This is a genomic window from Pseudomonas sp. B28(2017), assembly GCF_002113025.1.
Taxonomy (GTDB): Bacteria; Pseudomonadota; Gammaproteobacteria; order Pseudomonadales; family Pseudomonadaceae; genus Aquipseudomonas.
Window position 1 is genome coordinate 973,620 of sequence record NZ_NEJH01000001.1, and the last position, 21,014, is coordinate 994,633.

The following is a 21,014-nucleotide window of genomic DNA, read 5'->3' on the forward strand; positions in this document are numbered from 1 at the left end:
AAATCTGTCAGGCAAACACAAAGCCGGAACTCGAAAGGTCATCCAGCCCCACCCCGATCAGGGTCACGGAAAAGTCGCCAACCTTCAGCACCCTGTCTTGACCGGCCTGGGAGGCATGCTGTCGGTAGTCATGGCCCTGCCCCGCGCCTTCAACGCCCATGAACACCAGGGTGTCGCTGCCCTGGTAGCCGTTGATCGCATCAAATCAGAACTGCCAGTCTAGGGTCAGGCCTACCCCATGGTCTTTTTCCCGGGAGCCGAGCACTCCGTTGTAGTCCATGTTCAAACGGGTATCGCGTCCCAGCGCCCATCCAGCGCGAGCACCGACCACCGCGGCATTGCGGTCCATGGACACGCTTTGCACGCTGAACGCTGTGTTGCCGTTGACGAAGGCCAGGTGGTCTTCGGAACGGGTATTGCCGAGGTTGTGCTGCCAGCCGAGCGTGCCGGACAGTTCCAGTTGTTGCTGGTCGGACAGTGAAATGGCTTTGCTCGCCCGCAGGCCGAGGGTCGAGAGCACCGCGTCGCGGTTGTTGTCACCGCCCTCGAGTGCGGCGGCGTCACCTTTTTCGCTGAATCTGTCGCTGTTGAGGTGCACGTACGCCAAATTGACGAACGGCTCCAGCGCCAGCGGTTGCAAGTCCAGGCGATACGCCGCTTCGGTGAACAGTTGCGCGGTGGTCGCATCGCGTTTGGATTTCTGCTTGCCGCTGACGTCGCCGAATTGCAGGTCGCGTTTGGCGTCGATGCGATGCCAGCTGTAAGCACCGCCGAGGCTCAAGCGCAGCGCATCGATTTCATGGCCCAGATAAGCACCCAGGTGATAGCTGTCGACCTTGGCTTGCGAGTGCGTGCTATCACCCATGCTCAACGAGCTGTCGCTGTAACCGGTGACGAAACCCAGCCGCGTATCTTCAGCGATCAAGCCATCGACACCGGCCAGCAGCCCGCCAATGGAGCTGTTGGAACTGGCGTTGTCATGCCCGCCATCGCTCTTGCCCCAGGCGCCCAGTACTTTGAGCCAGGCGTTGCTGCGCTCATCGGTCGGTGCCGCGGCGTCGAACAGATCATGCTCGCGCAGACGTTCGCCGACAGCATCGCGCAGGTAACGGCTGTCGTTGATCAGCAGCGTACCGATCGCCGGATGAATCTCGCCGGACAGTTGCTGGAACGCTTGTTGCGCGACAGCGGCGGTCGGCGACAACAGCAGGGTTTCGTAGAGCGGATTGCCTGCGCCCAGTTGCTCGGCGGCAGCGGCCACGGCTCGTTGATTCGGGGTTCGTCCGGCGCTCGCGAAAGAGGTCGCGTTGCGCTCCACCGCCAGTTGAATGCCGCCCGCGGTGTAGCCGAGGGTGCCGCCGATAAACAGGTAGTCCGGCAACACCGCACCGAAACGCCCTTCGATCCCGCCAGCGGCTTGCAGGATGTTGTACTGATTGCCCAACAGGGTTTTCACCTCGCGGGTGGTCAGCAGAGTCGGGCTGTTTTCCAGCGACAGGCTGACCGTTGCACCCTCGATGGTGGCCTTGCCGTCGGCAATGATCTGGTCGCTGCTGGTGGGCGACAGCTCTACGGCGTAAGTCGAGCCAGGCTCGAAGGTCACGTCGCCCGCCACCTGCAAGGTGCCGATGGAATTGCCGGGGGCCACGGTCCCGCCGCTTTTCGCAGTCAGTGCCGCGATGCTGCCGTTACCGCCGAGGATGCCATTGTCATTGACGGTGACGGCCGACAGCAGCGAACCGTTGATGGCCAATCGGCCCTGATTGACCAGCGTCGGGCCGGCATAGGTGTTGGCACCGGTCAGCACCAGCGTACCGATGCCCTGCTTGGTCAGACCGCCGTGGCCGGAAATGTCGTTACGCCAGACGTCGAGGCCGCAGTGCACGTCATTGCACACACGCTCTGTGGGTTTTCCGGCGTCGATGACCGCGCCGATACCCGGCAAGTCAGCGACGAACTGGCTGGAGCCATAAGCGCCTTCGATGCGCCATTGCTCGGGAATGTCCTGCTCGGTGACGAACATCGCCGGGCCATCGATGCCTTTGTGCAGGTTGATCATCCCCCAGCCATACAGCTCGTCGACACCCGATGCTCCGAGATCGGTGGCGGTGGTGCGCAGCACACTGGCAACCTGCGCGCCGGTCATGTACGGGAAGCGTTCCATCAACACCGCCGCGGCGCCGGCAACGTGGGGCGCCGCCATGGAGGTGCCGTTGTAATTGGCGTAACCGGTGGTCAGATCGGCGGCATGGGTGCCGCTGATGATCGAGCTGTAGATCCGGCTGCCCGGTGCAGACACGCAGAAGCTTGCGGTGTAGCCGCAGCGCGACGAAAAGGTGCTGATGTTGTAAAGCTCGGGGCTGTTGGTGTCCGGGTTCTTCTGCAAGGCCGCGACGGTCATCCAGTTCGGCGCGATCTCGGGAACGAAGTAGCCGAGGCCGGCGATGGCGTCCGGATTGTTGAGATTGTAGTCGTTGCCGGCGGCGAAAATCGTAACGATGCCGCTGCGGGCCGCCGCGATGGCGCCGTCGTAGGCACCGCCGGGTTTGGTCCCCAGCAACATCTGGATCTCGTTGAACTGCACTTGTGCATCCTGCACGGTGAAGTGCGGGTACGCCGGGTCTCGACCGCCGAGGTCGAAGCGGTCGGTGATGCCGATGCCCCAGCTGTTGTTGATGATCCGCGCGCCGCTGGCGATCAGGGCGTCCCAACCGGACTTGTACACCGCGCCGTCGTTGCCGCGTACGATACCGTCTTCCGGACCCGGGTCGCCGTTGTCGGCGCTGATAATCTGCGCACCAAAGGCGACGCCGTGCATCGGCCCGCCATCGCGGCTGCCAGCGGCGATCCCGCCAACGTGGGTACCATGAGCACCGAGTTTGCCGTTGGAGCCTATCGAGGGCGAACCATCATAGAGAAAGGCGTCCCCGGCTTTGACTGGAATGTACGGATCGGTGTATTCACGGATGCCGCTGGTCACCAGCGTGATGACCTTATTGGCGCCGGAAAATTCCGGGTGCAGGGCGTACACCGGCTGGTCGAAGATCCCCAGTTTCACGCCTTTGCCGGTGTAACCGGCCGCATAGGCATCCTGCGCGTTGATCGCCCCCAGGCCCCAGTCGGCGTTGAACTCCGTGCTGCGCCAGCTTTCGGGATCGCCTGTCCTGCCGTTTTCCACGAAGGGGGCCGCGTGTGCGGTGCCCAGTGTGGCCAACGCGCAGAGCAAGGCAAGGTTGTTGTACTTGTTATTCATCGAGCTACCGTCCTTAGTTGTGTTGCCAAAATCCTTGTTGCTGGAAGCCTTGCCTCAATTCCTCTTGGTCAAATCGCGCGACTACAGGGGCTGCGGCGTTCAATTGATCAACAGACAGGCATTTCTTGAGTCCTCGCCACGCTGTTTCTAATAGCTACTGCACCCTCGGGCCTTGGCCGAAGGCCTCATCTACCTTGGTCAGGTCCTGCTCGCTCAAGGTGCCGGCGTAGTAATGCAACCTGGTCCAGGCCATCAAATAGTCGTAGCGCGCCTGGGCCAGGTCCCGACGGGTGGTGTAGAGCTGTTGTTCGGCATTCAGCGCATCGAGGTTGACCCGCTCACCGCCAAGAATGCTTTGCCTGGTCGACACCACCAGCGCTTCTGCGGAGACCAAGGCCTTCTGATAGGCCCGCAGCTTGCTCACCCCCGACAGGCAGGCGCTGAACTGCCGTCGCAACTGGATCAAGGTTTCCCGGGTCTTGCCGTCCAGTTCGTACTCGGCCTGCTCCATCGCGCGGCTTGCCTGACGGGTCGACGCCGAAACACCACCGCCAGCGTACAGCGGCATATTGACCTCGATGCCGATGGTGTTGGTGTCGTAGCGCTGGTTGTAAGTGTTGCCGCTTTCCGATTCATTCTGACGCACCGTGGCGTAGGCGCTGACCTTGGGCAGGTGCCCGGCCCGGTTGCGCTCGACCTCGTAGCGCGCCACTTCAAGCGCCTGGCGCTGGGAAGCCAGGTTAGGGTTATTGGCCACGGCCATCTCATGCCAGGTGTCGTAATTGGCCGGCTGCAGGGTGAAGGTCTGGAAGTTTTGATCCAGTGGTGCAAGGTCGGCAATGTCGATCGCCGGCACACCGATCAGCGTACCGAGTTCGCGCAGAGATGCATCCTGTTCATTACGCGCTTCGATTTCTTCAGCGGTAGCCAGTTCGTAGCGCGATTCGGCTTCAAGAATGTCGGTGCGAGTACCTTCGCCCTGGCGAAACATCTGCTCGTTCTGCTGGAACTGCTGCTCGAAAGCTTTCTTCCTGGCCAGGGCGATATCGATCTGGTCCTGGGCGAACAACGCCTTGGTGTAGTTTTCCAACACCCGTACCAGCAATTGCTGGCTCTTGCCACGAAAGTTTTCGTCGGCAAACAGCGATTGCGCGACGCCCTTGCGATAAGCCGCGTAGGCCTCGTAGTCGAGCAACGGTTGTTGCAAGGTCAGGCTGGAACCGTAACTGCTGTAGTTGCGGTCATCGCTCTGGTTTTGCCTGCGCTCGTCGAGGTAGGTGACCTTGGAGCTATTGCGGCCCTTGTTGTAGTTGTAACCCAGTCTTGGCAACAGCCCGGCACGGCCGATGGCACGGTTCTCAAGGCCTGCATCGCGTTCCTTGATGGCGCCGAGGAATACCGGATCATTGCGTAATGCCTGTTCATAGATCTCGAACGGTCCCATGGCCGCCACGGCCGGGTTGCCCGCGAGCAGCATCAACGCCGTCCCGAGCATCGAAAGCTTATTCATACAGCCGAATATCCTTATTCCTCGGTCAACGCGGAGCCTGCCCGGTCGAGCAGCGGTTTGAACAAATAATTGAGGAGCGAACGTTCACCGGTGCGCACGAACATTTCCGCCGGCATGCCGGGCTTGATCACCAGGCCATTGAGTTTTTCCATGGCCTGGTCGCTGACGCTGCTGCGCAGCACGTAGTACGGTGCACCGGTTTTTTCGTCGACCATCTGGTCGGCGGAGACCAGGCTGACTTCGCCCGGCACACGCGGGGTACGGCTCTGGTTGAAGGCGGTGAACAGGATATCCACCGGCAGATGCGGCCCCACCTTGTCGATAAGGTTGACCGGCAGGCGCCCTTCCACTTCCAGCTGTGTGTCCTGCGGCACGATCTCCAGCAGGCTTTCACCCTGACGCACCACCGCACCAACGGTGTGAACACCCAGGTTCACCGCGATGCCGTCCGCCGTGGCGATGATCTCGCTGTGCTGCAGGTCGAACCCGGCGGAGGTCAACTGTTCTTCCAGCGTCACGCTTTTGAGCTGCGCTTCGGCCAATTGGGTGCGTACTTCTTTCTGGTACTCCTCGATATGCTGTTGCAGCTTCAAGCGGGACTCGACAATGCCCTGCTCCACCCGGCCGCTTTCGCCGAGATTTTCTGCCAACTGTTGTTGCACTTGCGACAGTTGCCGCTGGTACTCCATCAACCGATTGCGCGGGATGTAGCCGTTTTCCGCCAGTGGCGTCAGATTGCTTAGCTGTTGTTGCAGGGAATTGGCCTGAGCACTCAAGTCGCTGCGGGCACGGCGCATGCCAGCCAGTTGCGAGCCGGAGCCTTCGATGCTGGCGCGCAAAGCGGCCTGCTCGCGGGCGAATGCATCGCGGCGGCTGCTGAACAGCTGGCGCTGGCCTTCCAGTACCAACGCCAGACGCGGGTCTGGGTCGTTGCTCAGCTCGGCGGGGAAATTCACCTGCTTGAGGTTGTCCCGCTCGCTTTGCCAACGAGCAAGGCTGGCCCAGGCCATGCGGTACTGCGCTTGCAACGATTGCACGTCCGCGGCGACCTGAGTCTGGTCGAGCCGGAACAGCGGCTGGCCCTGTTTCACCCGCTGGCCTTCGCTCACCAGAATCTGGCTGACCACGCCGTTGCTCATCGACTGCACAGCCTTGCGCTTACCCGAAACCACCACTGTGCCCTGTACCGGTATGCCCTGATCGAGGGGTGCCAGGCTGGCCCAAGTGAAGAAACTGCCAGCGCCGACAATCGCCAGTATCCAGCCCAGGCGAGCGAAGTAACGCGCGTCGCGTTCAGGCTGCCCAGCCAGGCAGTCCTGCTCCATCTTCGCTTCGTTTTGAGGCTTTACTTGGCTGTGGCTCATACGCCCGAACTCCTTGTCGCGGGCTGAGACTGCCAGCTCATGCTGAGCCCGGCCGGCGCTTGCGCGGTTTTTTCATGTTGTGCTTGCTGAGCCCCCGAGAGTGCCTTGAGCACGTCCTGGCTCGAACCGAACGCCTGCAAGCGCCCGTCGTTGAGCACCAGCAACTTGTCGGCCTGGGCCAATGCGGAAGAACGATGGGTCACCAGAATCACACTGGTGCCCTGGGCCTTCATTTGCGCAATCGCGCTGGTCAACGCCGCTTCACCCGCGGTGTCGAGGTTGGAGTTCGGTTCATCCAGCACCACCAGGCTCGGCTGACCGTACAGCGCACGGGCCAGGGCCACCCGTTGTTTCTGTCCACCGGAAAGGCCACTGCCGTCTTCGCCGAGCACGGTGTCGTACCCTTGCGGCAGGCGCAGGATCAGTTCATGCACCCCGGCCTGCTGCGCGGCGGCCACGACGCTCTGTGGATCGGCCTCGCGGAAACGCGCGATGTTTTGCGCGATGCTGCCGCTGAACAATTCGATATCCTGCGGCAGGTAACCGATGTAAGGCCCGAGGTCGTCGCGGTTCCAGCGATGGATGTCCGCACCGTCGAGCCGCACCGTACCGCCAAGCGTCGGCCAGACACCCACCAGTACCCGTGCCAGTGTCGATTTACCGGAACCGGAAGCACCGAGTACGCCCATCACCTCACCCGCAGCGAGGCTGAAGCTGACCAGGTGCAGGGACGCCTCCCGTTGCCCCGGAGGCGCCGCGCTGACTTGCTCAAAGGTGATCTGGCCCTTCGGCGCCGGCAACGCCATGGCCGCGTCGCCCGATGGGAAGGCCTGCAGCAAGGCGTCGAGACGGCGGTAAGCCAGCTTGGCGCCGCTCCACTGCTTCCATACGGCGATCAACTGATCGATAGGGCTCAGCACGCGGCCCATCAGGATCGAACCGGCAATCATCATCCCGGCGGTCATGTCACCCTTGATCACCAGCAGCGCACCAAGGCCCAGCACCAACGATTGCAGGCACAGGCGCAGGGTTTTGCTCAAGGAACTGATGACGGCGCCCGTGTCGCTGGCCTGGTTTTGCAGGCCGAGGAAGCGTGAATGCACCTGGAACCAGCGGTTGCGCAACGCCCCCAGCATGCCCATGGCCTGAATGGTTTCGGCGTTATGCAAATGGCTGGTGGCCAATTGGCTGGAATGCTGGGAACACGCGGCGGCTTCACCCAGCGGTTTTTTGGTCATGGACTCATTCAGCCAGGCCAGTGCAATCAGCAACAGAGCCCCCGCAGTGGCAAAAACGCCGAGCCAGATGTTGAACAAATAAATCACCAACAGGTACACCGGGAACCACGGCGCATCGAAGAACGCGAACAACGCAGGGCCGGTGACGAACTGGCGAATATGTGTCAGATCCCCCAGCGCCTGTCCCGCATTGCCTTCGCCTTTGAACAGGTTGCGCTCGAACGCCGCCCGATAGACCCGCAGATTGAATTGTCGCTCCAACTGACTGCCGATACGGATAACGATGAAACTGCGAACAGCTTCCAGCAAACCGATAAAGGCAAAGAACCCGACAAGCATCAGCGACAACATGACCAGTGTTGTTTCATTCTGCGAAGACAGTACCCGGTCATAGACTTGCAGCATGTAGATAGAGGGCGCCAACATCAGAATATTGATCAGGGCGGTAAAACAGCCGACGCTGATCAAGATGCTCTTATAGTCCCCCAGTGCCTTGATTAATGGTGCAGTGGCTGGGTCCTTCGCCATCTTCATTGGTTATTCCTGAGCTGATATTTATCGCCACCCGTGGGCGAGGTTCCAGTTAACTGTCCGCATAGGGTCGAGACATTGTTTGCCCGGTATCGTTTACAAGTAACGAGCACAGTTTTGTGATCGATAAAGTGTCGGGGGCTGGCGATGGACTGCCTTACGGCAAACGCATCGGCCGCTTGAGGGTAATGATCCGACCCGACTGCAAAGTGCCTTGATAAAGCCCTTCGTACTGGCGGCTGAGGAACAGGATTTTCGAGCCCTCATTGCCGGTGATTGCGATGCCGTCCGGTTCAGGAAACCAGCCGATCGCCTGCTCCCCGAGCCAGGCAGTGAAACAGTCCGCGCCAGCGCCCAGGGTCTGGTTTGGCTGAAGGTCGATCAAGCATGCATTCGAAGCAACGAGCGGTGATTTGTCAGTGTCTTGCGCGGCTTTCAACGTAGCCAGCCAATTGCCGGCCAACTCTGACGGATCCGCCAGTTTCAGACTGTTTGCCATGGTTTCCTCTCCAAAAAACATCATCAGCGCTGCCAGTAGCCACGCGCTTGCCTTGCGGGAAAAGACGCTGTGCCTCATAGGTTTTTGTACTCCGGGCCGCAACCCTGCTTACGGTAAGAGAGCGGCGCATCGAGCGCCGCCCTCCTTGTTCATCTCACATCAAGCCACGATGTCCGAGTACACCGCCTGACCCACGGTACTGACCAGGAAATCAGCCACGCCATGCCCGGAGAAGTCGATCGACAACAAACTGTTGCCGCCCGACGTGCTGAGCACCGCGTCGCCCATCGCCCCGGTGAAGGCGCTGACGAAGTGCAGGCCTGTACCGTTGGTGATGCCGGTCAGGTCGATCTTGTCCAGACCGCTGACAAAGTCGAGGATCTGGTCGACCGCACCAGGCTTGGAGTCACTGCTGGCCGCAAACACGAAGGTGTCCGAACCTGTGCCGCCCCACAGTTTGTCCGCGCCGCCAGCGCCGTAAAGGATGTCGTTACCGGCACCGCCCTTCAGCTCGTTGGACACGTCATTGCCGATCAGCAGGTCGTTGCCCGACCCGCCAATGGCGTTCTCGACGGTGACACCCTTGGCGATGGAGACGTTACCCACCAGGCCGCCAACATCAGAGAACGACGCTTCATTGAGGTTGATCTTCTGGTTCTGGGTAAACCCGGAGAAGTCCAGGGTGTCCTTGCCGCCTGCATCCCAGACCGAAAACACCACCTTGTCCGCCGACGAATACGCGCTCAGGAAGTCGCGGCCGGTGTTGGAATTGAAACCGTAGGTAGTGTCGCCGGTGCGGGTGGTGGTGTTGGCGCCGTAGAGCTGCTGAATCGCAGCAATATCGTCCATCAGCGGGCCGGACGAATAGGCTTCGACGCCGCCCTTGCTGAAGTTCTGGCTGGTGTTGCTTTCACTCCAGTAGCTCATGACGCTGTAGCCGCGGGTGTCTTGCCCGTAGGAAGCGTCATTGTAGGTCGGTGTGCCCTCGCCGGCGTTGTAGTCGCCGGGGTGGGACAGGCCCAGGGTGTGGCCGATTTCGTGGGTCAGCGTTTGCCGGCCATAGTTGTTCAAGTCCGGGGTCTTGTTGGGCGTGTAGCTGCTGTTGATCAGGTACCAGGAAGTCCCGTCGTAACCGGCCCCGGTACCAGGCAAGTAAGCAAACGCTGCCGCACCATCCTGACCGCCGCTGTAGTTGCCGAAGGTCATGTGACCGTCGCCGCCGCTGGCCTTCTCGGTGAAGGTGACGTTGGCCACATCGGCCCAGGATTGCATGGCAAGCACGGCCTGGGTTTTCTGCTGCGCGCCGAATTGACTGAACCCGGTAATCCCGTGCTTGTACATCGTGCTCGACGATGCCGAAGTCAGGAAGGTATAGGTCAGCTCGATTTTGCCGCTGCCGTCCTTGTCCTGGTAAGCAGCGCCGTCGCGCAGCAACTGGTTGGCTGCCTGGTCGACGGAGAACGAGGGTTTGCCATTGACCGTGAGGTTGCCGCCCCGATCATACTGATGGCTGAAACTATAGATTTGATTGAATGCAGTACTGCTTGCCGCCAATGCTGAAAGTGGCAGCAGCACCTGTTCGGCGGAGTCAATAGCGTGATCTTTTACTTTCGACATAAACACACTTCCTTGTTTAGCTATGGAACAGTTTTTGTCAGATAACGACGATCCCTGGCGAGATCGTCCTATCACTCGCCCATTGAAGGCATAGGAAAACTGACACAATCAGAAATCAAACGTCCACTACTTTTTTGACGTCAAATTTGTGCATTTCAGGAATGTGCCCGAAAACAATGGGCGTGCCGAAAAAGTATTGAGTTAAAAAACATTGGGCGGGAGTTATTGTCGGACAATCGGCAATTTAATTATTAAATACAGATAAGTTTCTGGAACGTTGAATCGTCCGACTATATATGTTTAATCTGTTAAACATTTCAATGAAGTGTTCACCTCTGAATACCGAGTCGTCGTTCTTTGCAAGCAGGCTCGCTCCCACAGGATTTACGCCAATCTTGTGCGCGAAGAGGCCATTACAGGTAACGAATGACCATCAGGCAAGAGCGATTGCAGCTCCAGAAAGGCTACACAACCGGCGTTGTCGTCCCTTTGGAACCCTCCCCGGTGTGGCAGGTTTTGCACACTGCCTTAAACTGCGATACAGCCTATGAACGAATGACGGTGCAAGGGCTCGATGGATTGCCTTGCACCACGGGCCTCACGAAATGATCCGGGTGAAGCCGACATGAAAATGGTCACGCCCTTTTTGGCCGCTCTCATCGCCGCCAGCGCTGGTGCGGTAATGAGCATTTGTGCGAATGCCGGGACGACTACGGTCCTGGCAACCAGCTTCGACTGCGCCAGGGCCAGCGCATCCGTCGAGAAACTGATCTGTCGCGACCCACAGCTCAAGCAGATGGAGATTGAACTGACACGCCTTTATCGCCTGGCGCTCACGGACGATCATTCGGTACCGCGTCCCGACAAGGTCGAGATCGAACAGCGCTTCTGGGTCGACGCGCGAAATCAATGTGCTGCCAAGGCAGAGCCCAAGGCATGCACGATCCGCAGTTATGCCGAACGCGCGCACCAGCTTCGCCAGGGTTCGGCCATTGCGAGGACAAAGGATCCAAGCAGGCTCACCGATGGCCCCGTGGCCTTTCGTTGCGCAGGATTGAACGCGTTGATTGCCGCCACGTTCTTCAATGTCGAGCCGCGTGTGGTGTACCTGAAATGGGCGAATACCTCTGCCACCCTTATCCAGGTGCCGAACGATTATGCAAGTCAATACAACGGCAAGGATTTGCGGGGCAGCTACCGCTTTTGGCAAACCGATAACGAGGCCCTGTTACAGATCCCGGGCTCGGGGCAAATGCGTTGTACGTTCGAGCCAGCCGGCTGATGGCCATCGGGATACCCTTTCCCGATGGCCTGATAGCGCTTTTCAGCTGCCGGTGCGAATCTTGTTCCACACCCGGGTACGAATCCGGTCGATGTTCAATGGCATCGCTTCCAGCGCGAACAATTTCCCCATCATCTCGGGGCTCGGGTAAACCTTGGTATCGTTCTTGATGGCCGGGTCGATCAGGCCGTCCGCCTGCTCGTTGCCATTGGCGTAGTGCACATGGTTGCTGATGCTCGCCATCACGTCCGGGCGCAGCAGGTAGTCCATGAAGGCGTAACCGGCCTTCTCATCCGGGGCATCGGCGGGCATGGCGACCATGTCGAACCAGATCGCAGCACCTTCCCTGGGAATCGAATAGCCGATGTCGATGCCGTTTTTGGCTTCTTTGGCGCGATTTTCCGCTTGCAGGATGTCGCCGGAGAACCCGACCGCCACGCAGATATCGCCGTTGGCCAGGTCGCTGGTGTATTTGGACGAGTGGAAGTAGCTGACATAAGGCCGGACTTTCATCAGCAGCGCTTCGGCCTTCTTGTAGTCTTCCGGGTTCTTGCTGTGGTGCGCCAGCCCCAGGTAGTTCAGTGCGGCGGGCAAGAGTTCCGGACCGTTATCGAGGATGGCAACACCGCATTTCTGCAGTTTTTGCATGTTTTCCGGCTTGAAGATAAGGTCCCAGGAATCCACGGGGGCGTTATCGCCCAGCACCGCTTTGACCTTGGCAATGTTGTAGCCGATGCCGGTACTGCCCCACAGGTACGGGAAGCCGTGTTCGTTGCCCGGATCGTTGGTCTGCAAGGCCTTGAGCAACACCGGGTTGAGGTTCTTCCAGTTTGGCAACTGGCTCTTGTCGAGCTTCAACAGCGCCTTGCCTTCAATCTGCCGCGCCATGAAATGGTTGGACGGGAACACCACGTCGTAACCGGATTTGCCGGTCATCAACTTGCCGTCGAGGGTTTCGTTGCTGTCGTAGACGTCGTAGGTGAAGGCGATGCCGGTTTCTTTCTGGAAGTTCTTCGTGGTGTCCGGCGCGATGTAATCCGACCAGTTGTAAATCTTGACGGTTTCCGCCGCCTGACTGATTGAAGCGGCGAGCATCAGGGGTGCCAGGGTCAGTGTCTTTCTGAGCATGAGTCGATTCCTGTATGGATTTTTGTTATTGGCAGGCAATCAAAAAATCAAAACGTATGTCTTGCGCACGGTCTCATGGATATCCCAGATCCCGAGGGTGTTGGCAGGCAACATCAGTGCGTCGCCGGCTTGTATGTGCAGGGTTTCGCCGTCATCCGCAGTGAAGGTGCAACGGCCCTGGATGAAGTGACAGAACTCCTGGGCGACGATCTGCCGCCGCCAGCGACCGGGCGTGCATTCCCAGACGCCGGTTTCGACGCCATCGTCGCGTTCCACGCTGGTGGTCGAAGCCATGGCCACGGGCGTGCCCAGTGGTACGGCGACCGGGTTCGATTCTTCAAGCGTCATGGTTGCGGTGTTCTTGAATTGCGTGATGCTCATGGGAGTACCTGTCGATAAAGCCTGTAGTTGAAGAGCGCGCCGTTTACTGCATGAAACCTTCCATGAACCCCGCGATCCCGCTGGCGAGTTTGCGCCGCCAGGGCGCGCTGACTGGATTGGCCAGGGTCTGATCTTCGTGGACGAAGCTGCGGATGATCGCGTTGTAGCCGAGCCAGCGACACGGCTCGGGTTCCCATGCCTTGAGTGCGTCGAGCCCGCCCTGGGGAATGACCCACGGCTGGCGGATCAGCTCGGTATCGCGCTCCAGGATCAGGTCCGCCAGGGTTCGCCCGCCCAGGTTGCTGGCACCGACGCCCTCCCCGCCATAACCGCCGGACAAGGCAATGCCGCTGACCCGGTCGCACAGCATGTGCGGCTTGAAGCGCCGGGACATGCCCAGGTTGCCGCCCCAGCCATGGGTGATCCGCACGTTCTTGAGTTGCGGGAACAGTTCGCCGAACAGATACCGGCGCAGCTCGATTTCGCTGCTGGTCAGGTCGAAGTCATGGCGCAATCGACCGGCAAACTGGTAGCCGCCCCGGGCGCCGAAGATCAGCCGGTTGTCGGTGGTACGCTGGCCATAAGTGACCTGACGGCTGCTTTCACCGAACGCCTGGCCCTGACTGAGGCCGATTTCGTCCCAGGTGGCGGCGGACAGCGGTTCGGTAGCGACGATCAGGCTTTGTACCGGTAACTGATAACGCCCCAGTGGTGGCAACGTGACGGCATAACCTTCCACCGCCGGCACCACCCAGCGGCTGCGCACCGAGGCTTGCGTCGTGCTCAGGCTGCCGGACTGCCATTGGGTGACCGGGCTGTTTTCGTAGATCCTGACCCCCATGCGCTCGACCGTGCGTGCCAGGCCGCGCGCCAGTTTCGCCGGGTGCAGGGTCGCGACGTGGGGCGCATGGATGCCGCCATAGGGTTTTGCGATACGAATCTGTTGCGCCAGTTGTTCCGGGCCGAGCCAGCGGTAATCGTTTTCGTTGAGGCCCTGGCGGTATAGCTTGTCCAGATATAGCCGAAGGCTGGCTTCCTGCTCCGGGTAGCGGGCGGCGCAATACAATGCCCCGCCTTTGCGCAAATCGCAGTCGATACCTTCGCGCTCGAGGACAACTCGCACTTCGTCGGGGATGTTGTGCAACAAGTCATAGGACGCCCGGCGCTGCTCCGGTGACAGGCCGGCCAGCAGCCGGTCTTCGCCCAACAGATTACCCATCAGCCAGCCGCCATTACGGCCCGAGGCACCAAAACCGGCGGTCTGCGCCTCGATGATGGCAATGTTCAGCTCCGGTGCCTGACGCTTGAGGTAGTACGCGGTCCACAGCCCGGTATAACCGGCACCGATGATTGCCACGTCGATGTCCAGATCCTGCTCCAGCGCCGGACGTGCCAATAGCGGCTCGTCGAGTTGGTCCATCCACAAACTGATACTGCGCCACGCCGGCATGCAAGACTCCGCCACTCAAACTTCGATGACGTTGATCCTAGTGCGTGGGTTCAGAGGCTGTCTTGCGCGCGTGCACGCAAAGAAATTTGTTTGGCGTAGGCCTTGGGCGACTGACCGGTGTGCTGGCGGAAACAACTGTAGAACGCCGACAGTGAATTGAAGCCGGCGGCGAATGCCAGTTCATCGATGCGCCACGGTGGCGTGGCGTTTTCCAGCGCTGCCAGCAGGTGTTGCAGGCGGGCCTGGTTGACGTAGCGATAGAAGCTCAGGCCAAGCACCTGATTGAGCAGATAGGAAATTTGATTGCGGCTGTACCCGCATTCCCTGGCCACCCGTTGCAGGTCGAGCTCAGGGTCGAGATAAGGTTGCTGACGCTGGAAATACTGCTGCAAATCGTCGGCCATGAAGCTCAGCTGGCGCGGCGACAAGCCGAGACGACTGACCGCCGGACGCTGCTTGCCGATGGTTTTGCCGGTTGCTTGCTCGTGAACCAGCGAGGCGTATTCGTTGACCCGCCAGATCAGTCCGTCCCGCACGGTGATGGCCTCGCTGGCGCGAAACGACACCAGGCCTTCCCCGCCGCGCAGGGTTAGGCGGTACTGAATGAACGCAGTGTTACCGTCCAGGCGAATACGGTCCGAGTGTTCCAGTGCTTCATCCGGATCGCGGGGCATGCTGTTGCCTACATAGTCACGCAATTCGTCCAGCCCCATCACGCGGTTCTGGAAAAAGTCGCTGTACTGAATCTCGGGGTGATACAACGCCATGACTCCGTCGAGATCGCGGTGTTTCCAGCACAAGTGATACCGCATGACCGTCTCGCCCGTGGCCTGGGTTTGCTGCGGACCATCATCCTCGGCGTGCATAAGGGTCTCGACGAAAAAAAACCGAGCTTGCCGAAGTTTCCCGCCCGCTTCAACGGCTGCCTGGTTGGGCGAGCCGCGCTGGAACAGTGACCTGAATCAAAAAAAATAATGCAATCGCTAAACGAACTGAAAAAGGCACATTTTTTTCACATCCGGATGCTACTTTTAAATCTTGTCACTGGTTGAGCCAATGAAGGTTCTTCCCTCCTAACGTGAGCTAAAGGAAGCGCTCGATGAAGAAGGCGGGCAACATATGAATAAGGGGTTCAGCAAGGTCACATTTCCAAATGCCTGCCAGCTGATGCGCTGGCATTTTCATCCCATGGGATTCGAGGCGAGCATGGATGCCCCGGGCAGCATGATTGCCCGTCTGTTTGATCGGGCCAGTGGCGAGACCATGATCGCCATTGCAGGTATTCCTTGTGCGACGGTCATGAATGCCGCCGATGTCGAGCGAATAATCGAAGCGGTGGAGGATGAGCTGGAAGCGTTCATTCCGCCGGTGGCCCTCAGGAGTTATGCCTGACGGCCGGATAGCAAACCTGAAGCCCACTGAATGTGGGCTTTTTCATGAGTTCAAGAAAAGATCGCCGCCTCGTTGCGATTTACTCCGATGTCTTGCCCTGGCGATGATCGACGAAGAACGCCTTGCCCTTGCCGATCCGGTCGGAAGCCTTGGGCATGTTCGCCGCCTGGGTATCCTGGCCGTCGACATACCAGTAGCAATGACTCACAGCCCTGGTAATGCCCACATAGGCCAAACGCAGGATTTCGTCCTTCTGCGCATTGTCATACGGCTCGCTGTCGCCGGGCTTGCCCAGTCCCGCCATGCGGTACACCTGATTCTTGTAAGGCGAACTGGTCAGGTGCTGGCAATCGCCAAGCAGGAACACCGCGTCGGCCTGCAGCCCCTTTGCGCTGTGATAGGTCAGTTGCTTAAGGCGTCGTGCTTCCTGGGGCAATCTAGAATCAACATTAACTACAGGCTGAATATGCTCTTCTATCAATGACTTATCGCTACTTCTTCGATAAAGCATCAAGATTGAATCGCCTTGGCGATAGTGCTCGATCAGGCGCCTGGCCATGCCCGGGTCGTCGCGATCAAGAACGTTGACCGGCATCAACTCCCTGGGCTTGCCGCTGGCCCTGGCCTTTTTGCCGGCAATCGCCGGTGCGGCCCGCACAATGTGTTCGGCGGCGTCGATGATATGCTGGTGGCTGCGATAGTTGTCGCTGAGCATCACCTTTGTGGTGCTCGGCGATGAAAACTCCTTGTTGAACTCCATGAAGTAGCTGGGAGAACTGCCACGCCAACCGTAGATCGATTGCCAATCGTCACCGACACACAGCAACGAAGAACGCTGGGCGCCGCGCCCGACATGCATGGCCGGCCCACGACTGCGGATTTGCGCCAGGCTTGCGCGAATCCAGGAGACGATCTGCGGCGAAACATCCTGGAATTCGTCGATCATCAGGTGCGAAAGCGGCCGCAACAGCTCATCGCTGAGCAGCTTGAAGTTTTCCGGGGAGTGCTCGCTGAACAGGGCAAACATCCGATTGTAGGTCATGATCGGTGGTTTCTGATCGAGCAGATGATCTTCCAGGGCGCGCCAGTACAGGCTCAGGGCCTCGAAGAAAAACCGGTCCGGGTCATCCTTGGCGAAACTCATCTGACTCACGGCGTTGGGCACGTCCAGGCCAAGGTTCTCGATAAACCCGGCCGCCGCGACAAAACAGTCCAGCAACGGTGCTGCGGCCAACTCGCCCTTGACCTTGTATTCGAAACCCGGCCCGGCGCTGGCGTCGCCGGCGAGTGACGCCAGTACACGCCGTGACGACTCGTAACTATCCAGCCATATCAGTGGTTTACGACAGAAAGCTTGAAACAGGGTGCGCTTGACCGCCCATTCGGCACGCACCGTCAACTTGGCGTTGGGGCGAGTGACCTGAGCATTCTCCCGGGGATCGAACCCCAGTACCACCCAGGCATCCAGGGATGGGATGTAGCCATGGCAATGGAATACCGAGCCATTGATATCGAAAGTCTGGCGACTCGGCTCGATGCCTTTGATCGGCCAGGCGCCGGCGCGAAACCACAGATCCTCGATCGTGTCGCACAGTTCTTCATCGCGCTTGGCTGCCAGTTCGGTGACCGCCATGCGCTTTTGTACATCCGGGTGATCGCGCTCCAGCTCCTTGAGTTGCAAGGCGTGGCGTGACAATGGCTTGATCAATTCGCGGAAGCGCTCGTCTCGGGTATGCAAGGCGTGAAAGCAGGCGTTGAGTTGCTGGCGCTGGGCGTCGTTGATACGCAGGTCGAACGGATTGCTGTCCACCTCTTCATCGCCGCTGGGTGCTCGCAGGCTGAGGTTTTCGAAAGCCTGCAGGCGTTCAAAGCCTGGCAGGCTGCGCACCATCGGCAGGATCCGCGAATGGAAGGTTCGCACCAGATCCCGCGCCTCCTTGAAACTGAGCGACCGCCCCCAGAGCGCGAACACTTCGATCAGCTTGTTGATGAAGTCCTTGCGCGACTCGCGGGTGAAGGTCACCACCGTCATCGAGTCCAGCTCGAACCCCAGGTAATGGGTCAGCAACACGATGCGCAGCACCAGTGTCGTCGACTTGCCGGCACCGGCGCCGGCGATCACCGAGGTTGACGGCGTGTCGCTGAAAATCATCTTCCACTGGGCGGCACTGGGTTGCGCGTGGGCCGGCAGCAGGCGAGCGACGTCGGCTTTCATGCGCTTCTTGATGTCGGCGGTCAGCGGCAGGCGCCAATCGTCAAACAGATGATCATCGATATTGGGCGGGCGATGCTCGCTCGAGCGCGAGTCACGGATCAGCAGGACCTGCCGGCCCTCTTCCAACCCCTCAAGCTTGCCTTCCTTGTAACCGTATTCCACGCCTGCGGTGTGACCGCTGCGAAAGCCATCCGCCTGGCCGTGCAGCCAGGAAGCACGGTGTTGTGCGCGCAGACGCGTCAGACCGTGACCAAAAAAACGCGCAGCCAGGCGCTTGAGCAGCGGCATCTCGGCCAGTGGACGAAGTTCGGGTGGAAGATCGGGGGTGTGTTGCGACACGCGGACGGACTCCAGGGTTCGAGGCAGTGGGAGCTATGGTGTCTGCATTTGCCGTTGAGTTCTAGTGAAATGCTTTCGGTTCATTGGCTTATGCGTTGAATTGAATGTTGGATAAGAACGTTTCGAGGTTGTTTCACATCAAATCATTCGATGGTTATGAGGCACTTTTTACGCTTTTTCTCGATTGTTGGCTGAAGGATGATGCCCGTCATCAACCACCGGTCTCGCCACGTGGCCCACGCACCCCGCCCCATGACGAACCTTTTCAGGAGACGATCATGCTTGAACTCAGACCTTTCAACTCGCTCGGTGGCGCGCACCACGGCTGGTTGGATGCCCATCACCACTTTTCGTTCGCCGAGTACTACGACCCCAAGCGCATGAACTGGGGCAACCTGCGGGTGTGGAACGATGACGTAATCGCCCCCGGCACCGGTTTCCCGCAGCACCCGCACCGGGACATGGAAATCATCACCTATGTGCGTGAAGGTGCGATTACCCACCAGGACAACCTTGGTAACAAGGGCCGTACCGAGGCCGGTGACGTGCAGGTCATGAGCGCCGGAACCGGCATCGCCCACAGCGAATACAACCTGGAAGCGAAACCGACCAAGATCTTCCAGATCTGGATCATCCCCAATGAATCGGGCCTGGCGCCGTCCTGGGGGGCAAAACCCTTCCCCAAAGGCCAGCGCGAAGGTTTCGTGACGCTGGCCAGCGGCAAGGCCGGCGACGATCAGAGCCTGCGCATTCGAGCCGATGCGCGGCTGGTGGCGGCGAACCTCAAGGCCGGTGAAAGTGCCGAGTACCATCTGGACCATGGCCGTCGTGCCTACCTGGTGCCGGCTACGGGTGTCATTGAGGTCAATGGCTTGCGTGCACAAGCTCGAGACGGTGTTGCTGTTGCCCAGGAGCAGGTTTTGCGGGTGACGGCGGTCGAGGACAGCGAAATCGTATTAGTGGATCTGGCTTGATCCGGTAAGAGACAAAAAAGGCGACCGCAATGGTCGCCCTTTTTTTGATTCAAATTTGCAGTGTTCATGACACAGTCTTCGCGAGCAGGCTCGTTCCCACAGAAGGTTGCGCAAACCTGCGGGAGCGAGCCTGCTCGCGAATGGACTCAATCACTTCGCAGAAATAGCGCCATCCACCAGGGTCTGGGCCTCGGCCACCAACTGCTTCAGATGCGCATCGCTGACAAAGCTTTCCGCATAGATCTTGTAGATGTCCTCGGTGCCAGATGGACGCGCCGCGAACCAGCCGTTTTCGGTCATGACCTTCAGACCGCCAATCGCCTGGTCATTGCCCGGTGCATGGCTGAGGATGCTCTGGATCGCTTCGCCAGCCAGCTCGGTCGACGTGACCTGCGCTGGCGACAGCTTGCTCAGCAGGGCTTTCTGCTCCGGATTGGCCTTGGCGTCGACGCGCACCGAGAAGGGTTCGCCCAATTCGTCGGTCAAGGCACGATAGGCCTGGCTTGGATCGCGCCCGGTGCGGGCGGTCATTTCGGCTGCCAGCAGCGCCGGGATCAAGCCGTCCTTGTCGGTGCTCCACACGCCACCATCCTTGCGCAGGAACGATGCACCAGCGCTTTCTTCTCCACCAAAACCCAGGGAGCCGTCGAACAGACCATCGGCAAACCACTTGAAGCCGACCGGTACTTCGTACAGACGGCGGCCCAGGCGCTTGGCCACGCGGTCGATCAGGCCGCTGCTGACCACGGTTTTGCCCACGGCCGCATCGGCACGCCAGTGCGGACGGTTCTGGAACAGATAATCGATGGACACCGCGAGGTAGTTGTTCGGCGCCAGCAGGCCGCCGGAAGGGGTGACGATGCCATGACGGTCGTGGTCCGGATCGCAAGCAAACGCCACGTCGAAACGCTCTTTGAGACCGATCAGACCCTGCATGGCGTGAGTGGACGACGGGTCCATGCGAATCTGGCCATCCCAATCGACGGTCATGAAACGGAAGGTCGAATCAACCTGCTTGTTCACGACATCGAGATCCAGGCGGTAATGCTCGGCAATCGCCGACCAGTAGCGCACCCCGGCTCCACCCAACGGATCGACCCCCAGACGCAGCTTGGCATCACGGATCGCATCGAAATCGATCACGTTGATCAGGTCGGCGACGTAGGTGTTCACATAGTCGTGACGATGGGTGGTGCTGGCCTTCAGCGCCTGTTCGTAGCTGATGCGTTTGACGCCGGCGAGCTTGTTGCCCAACAGTTCGTTGGCCTTGGCTTCGATCCACTTGGTGATGTGGGTATCGGCCGGGCCACCGTTGGTAGGGTTGTACTTGTAGCCACCGCTTTGCGGCGGGTTGTGGGACGGCGTAATGACGATGCCGTCCGCCAGGCCCGAGGTGCGTCCGCGGTTGTAGCAAAGAATCGCGTGGGAAATGGCCGGCGTCGGCGTGTATTCGTCACCTTCGGCGATCATCACTGTCACGCCGTTGGCGGACAGCACTTCCAGGGCGCTGGCGCCGGCCGGCGTGGACAGCGCATGGGTGTCGATGCCGACGAACAGCGGACCATCAATGCCCTGGGCTTCGCGATACAGGCAGATCGCCTGGCTGATCGCCAGCACGTGCCATTCATTGAAACTCAGGTCGAAGGAGCTGCCTCGGTGCCCGGACGTGCCGAAAGCCACGCGTTGGGTCGAAATGGCGGCATCAGGCTGGCCGGTGTAATACGCCGTTACCAGTCGCGGGATGTCGACCAACAATTCTGCCGGTGCCGGTTTACCCGCAAAATGACTGAGTGTCATGCAAAACCTCTGGAATAGAGTGGTTCAGGAATTGGAACGCAGTT

15 protein-coding genes and 1 pseudogene are annotated in these 21,014 nt (G+C 59.7%); 3 read left to right on the top strand and 13 right to left on the bottom strand.

The genetic code is table 11. The annotated features are described in order from the left end of the window. Positions 1-7: 7 nt before the first annotated feature. The 7 genes and pseudogenes from CAF65_RS04415 to CAF65_RS04445 all read right to left on the bottom strand — a co-directional run. Positions 8-205, bottom strand: a pseudogene (locus CAF65_RS04415) (polyurethanase); the annotation flags it as partial. Beyond that, a complete protein-coding gene (locus CAF65_RS04420; RefSeq protein WP_085715188.1) occupies positions 206-3,253 on the bottom strand; it encodes an autotransporter domain-containing protein in 3,048 nt (1,015 codons plus the stop codon). A 154-nt stretch (positions 3,254-3,407) separates the two neighbouring features. Beyond that, the gene (locus CAF65_RS04425) at positions 3,408-4,775 is read right to left on the bottom strand and encodes a TolC family outer membrane protein (protein WP_085715189.1); all 1,368 of its coding nucleotides are present in this window, start codon (positions 4,773-4,775) and stop codon (positions 3,408-3,410) included. Positions 4,776-4,777: 2 nt separating this feature from the next. Beyond that, a complete protein-coding gene (locus CAF65_RS04430) occupies positions 4,778-6,088 on the bottom strand; it encodes an HlyD family type I secretion periplasmic adaptor subunit (protein ID WP_371918996.1) in 1,311 nt (436 codons plus the stop codon). A 35-nt stretch (positions 6,089-6,123) separates the two neighbouring features. Next, a complete protein-coding gene (locus CAF65_RS04435; protein ID WP_085715191.1) occupies positions 6,124-7,899 on the bottom strand; it encodes a type I secretion system permease/ATPase in 1,776 nt (591 codons plus the stop codon). A 154-nt stretch (positions 7,900-8,053) separates the two neighbouring features. Further along, positions 8,054-8,473, bottom strand: a complete 420-nt coding sequence (locus tag CAF65_RS04440) for an AprI/Inh family metalloprotease inhibitor (RefSeq protein WP_085715192.1) — start codon at positions 8,471-8,473, stop codon at positions 8,054-8,056. 81 nt (positions 8,474-8,554) lie between these two features. Beyond that, positions 8,555-10,012 carry a serralysin family metalloprotease gene (locus tag CAF65_RS04445; RefSeq protein WP_085715193.1) on the bottom strand — a complete coding sequence of 486 codons (1,458 nt, stop codon included), beginning with the start codon at positions 10,010-10,012 and terminating at the stop codon, positions 8,555-8,557. A gap of 625 nt (positions 10,013-10,637) precedes the next feature. On the opposite strand from CAF65_RS04445, the gene CAF65_RS04450 reads away from it, so the two are divergent. Then, a complete protein-coding gene (locus CAF65_RS04450) occupies positions 10,638-11,294 on the top strand; it encodes a hypothetical protein (RefSeq protein WP_085715194.1) in 657 nt (218 codons plus the stop codon). A 42-nt stretch (positions 11,295-11,336) separates the two neighbouring features. On the opposite strand, the gene CAF65_RS04455 is transcribed toward CAF65_RS04450, so the two are convergent. Genes CAF65_RS04455 through CAF65_RS04470 form a run of 4 tightly spaced genes read right to left on the bottom strand, consistent with a single transcriptional unit; the run spans position 11,337 to position 15,119 of the window. Next, the gene (locus CAF65_RS04455; protein WP_085715195.1) at positions 11,337-12,422 is read right to left on the bottom strand and encodes a polyamine ABC transporter substrate-binding protein; all 1,086 of its coding nucleotides are present in this window, start codon (positions 12,420-12,422) and stop codon (positions 11,337-11,339) included. Between the two features lie 39 nt (positions 12,423-12,461). Beyond that, the gene (locus CAF65_RS04460; RefSeq protein WP_085715196.1) at positions 12,462-12,803 is read right to left on the bottom strand and encodes a cupin domain-containing protein; all 342 of its coding nucleotides are present in this window, start codon (positions 12,801-12,803) and stop codon (positions 12,462-12,464) included. Positions 12,804-12,846: 43 nt separating this feature from the next. Further along, a complete protein-coding gene (locus CAF65_RS04465; protein WP_085715197.1) occupies positions 12,847-14,253 on the bottom strand; it encodes an FAD-binding oxidoreductase in 1,407 nt (468 codons plus the stop codon). Positions 14,254-14,303: 50 nt separating this feature from the next. After that, entirely contained in the window at positions 14,304-15,119 is an 816-nt protein-coding gene (locus tag CAF65_RS04470) for an AraC family transcriptional regulator (RefSeq protein ID WP_085715198.1), read from the bottom strand. 253 nt (positions 15,120-15,372) lie between these two features. Between CAF65_RS04470 and CAF65_RS04475 the strand changes: the two genes are divergently transcribed. Beyond that, positions 15,373-15,645, top strand: a complete 273-nt coding sequence (locus CAF65_RS04475; RefSeq protein WP_033054957.1) for a DUF1652 domain-containing protein — start codon at positions 15,373-15,375, stop codon at positions 15,643-15,645. A 79-nt stretch (positions 15,646-15,724) separates the two neighbouring features. Here CAF65_RS04475 and CAF65_RS04480 read toward each other — a convergent pair whose 3' ends face one another. Next, complete coding sequence (locus CAF65_RS04480) at positions 15,725-18,199, bottom strand: UvrD-helicase domain-containing protein (protein ID WP_085715199.1); 2,475 nt, start codon at positions 18,197-18,199, stop codon at positions 15,725-15,727. Positions 18,200-18,477: 278 nt separating this feature from the next. Between CAF65_RS04480 and CAF65_RS04485 the strand changes: the two genes are divergently transcribed. Continuing rightward, positions 18,478-19,173 carry a pirin family protein gene (locus CAF65_RS04485; RefSeq protein ID WP_085715200.1) on the top strand — a complete coding sequence of 232 codons (696 nt, stop codon included), beginning with the start codon at positions 18,478-18,480 and terminating at the stop codon, positions 19,171-19,173. 150 nt (positions 19,174-19,323) lie between these two features. On the opposite strand, the gene pgm is transcribed toward CAF65_RS04485, so the two are convergent. Continuing rightward, positions 19,324-20,970: a phosphoglucomutase (alpha-D-glucose-1,6-bisphosphate-dependent) gene (gene pgm, locus CAF65_RS04490; RefSeq protein WP_085715201.1), complete on the bottom strand. Its 1,647-nt coding sequence runs from the start codon at positions 20,968-20,970 to the stop codon at positions 19,324-19,326. Between the last annotated feature and the right edge of the window lie 44 nt (positions 20,971-21,014).

What these genes read in the sequence shown, in the direction of transcription:
- CAF65_RS04450 (WP_085715194.1), top strand. Translation starts at nt 10,638, where the DNA reads ATGAAAATGGTCACGCCCTTTTTGGCCGCTCTCATCGCCGCCAGCGCT.
- CAF65_RS04430 (WP_371918996.1), bottom strand. Translation starts at nt 6,088, where the DNA reads ATGGAGCAGGACTGCCTGGCTGGGCAGCCTGAACGCGACGCGCGTTAC.
- CAF65_RS04455 (WP_085715195.1), bottom strand. Translation starts at nt 12,422, where the DNA reads ATGCTCAGAAAGACACTGACCCTGGCACCCCTGATGCTCGCCGCTTCA.
- CAF65_RS04470 (WP_085715198.1), bottom strand. Translation starts at nt 15,119, where the DNA reads ATGCACGCCGAGGATGATGGTCCGCAGCAAACCCAGGCCACGGGCGAG.
- CAF65_RS04460 (WP_085715196.1), bottom strand. Translation starts at nt 12,803, where the DNA reads ATGAGCATCACGCAATTCAAGAACACCGCAACCATGACGCTTGAAGAA.
- CAF65_RS04475 (WP_033054957.1), top strand. Translation starts at nt 15,373, where the DNA reads ATGAATAAGGGGTTCAGCAAGGTCACATTTCCAAATGCCTGCCAGCTG.
- CAF65_RS04445 (WP_085715193.1), bottom strand. Translation starts at nt 10,012, where the DNA reads ATGTCGAAAGTAAAAGATCACGCTATTGACTCCGCCGAACAGGTGCTG.
- CAF65_RS04485 (WP_085715200.1), top strand. Translation starts at nt 18,478, where the DNA reads ATGCTTGAACTCAGACCTTTCAACTCGCTCGGTGGCGCGCACCACGGC.
- CAF65_RS04420 (WP_085715188.1), bottom strand. Translation starts at nt 3,253, where the DNA reads ATGAATAACAAGTACAACAACCTTGCCTTGCTCTGCGCGTTGGCCACA.
- CAF65_RS04440 (WP_085715192.1), bottom strand. Translation starts at nt 8,473, where the DNA reads ATGAGGCACAGCGTCTTTTCCCGCAAGGCAAGCGCGTGGCTACTGGCA.
- CAF65_RS04465 (WP_085715197.1), bottom strand. Translation starts at nt 14,253, where the DNA reads ATGCCGGCGTGGCGCAGTATCAGTTTGTGGATGGACCAACTCGACGAG.
- pgm (WP_085715201.1), bottom strand. Translation starts at nt 20,970, where the DNA reads ATGACACTCAGTCATTTTGCGGGTAAACCGGCACCGGCAGAATTGTTG.
- CAF65_RS04435 (WP_085715191.1), bottom strand. Translation starts at nt 7,899, where the DNA reads ATGAAGATGGCGAAGGACCCAGCCACTGCACCATTAATCAAGGCACTG.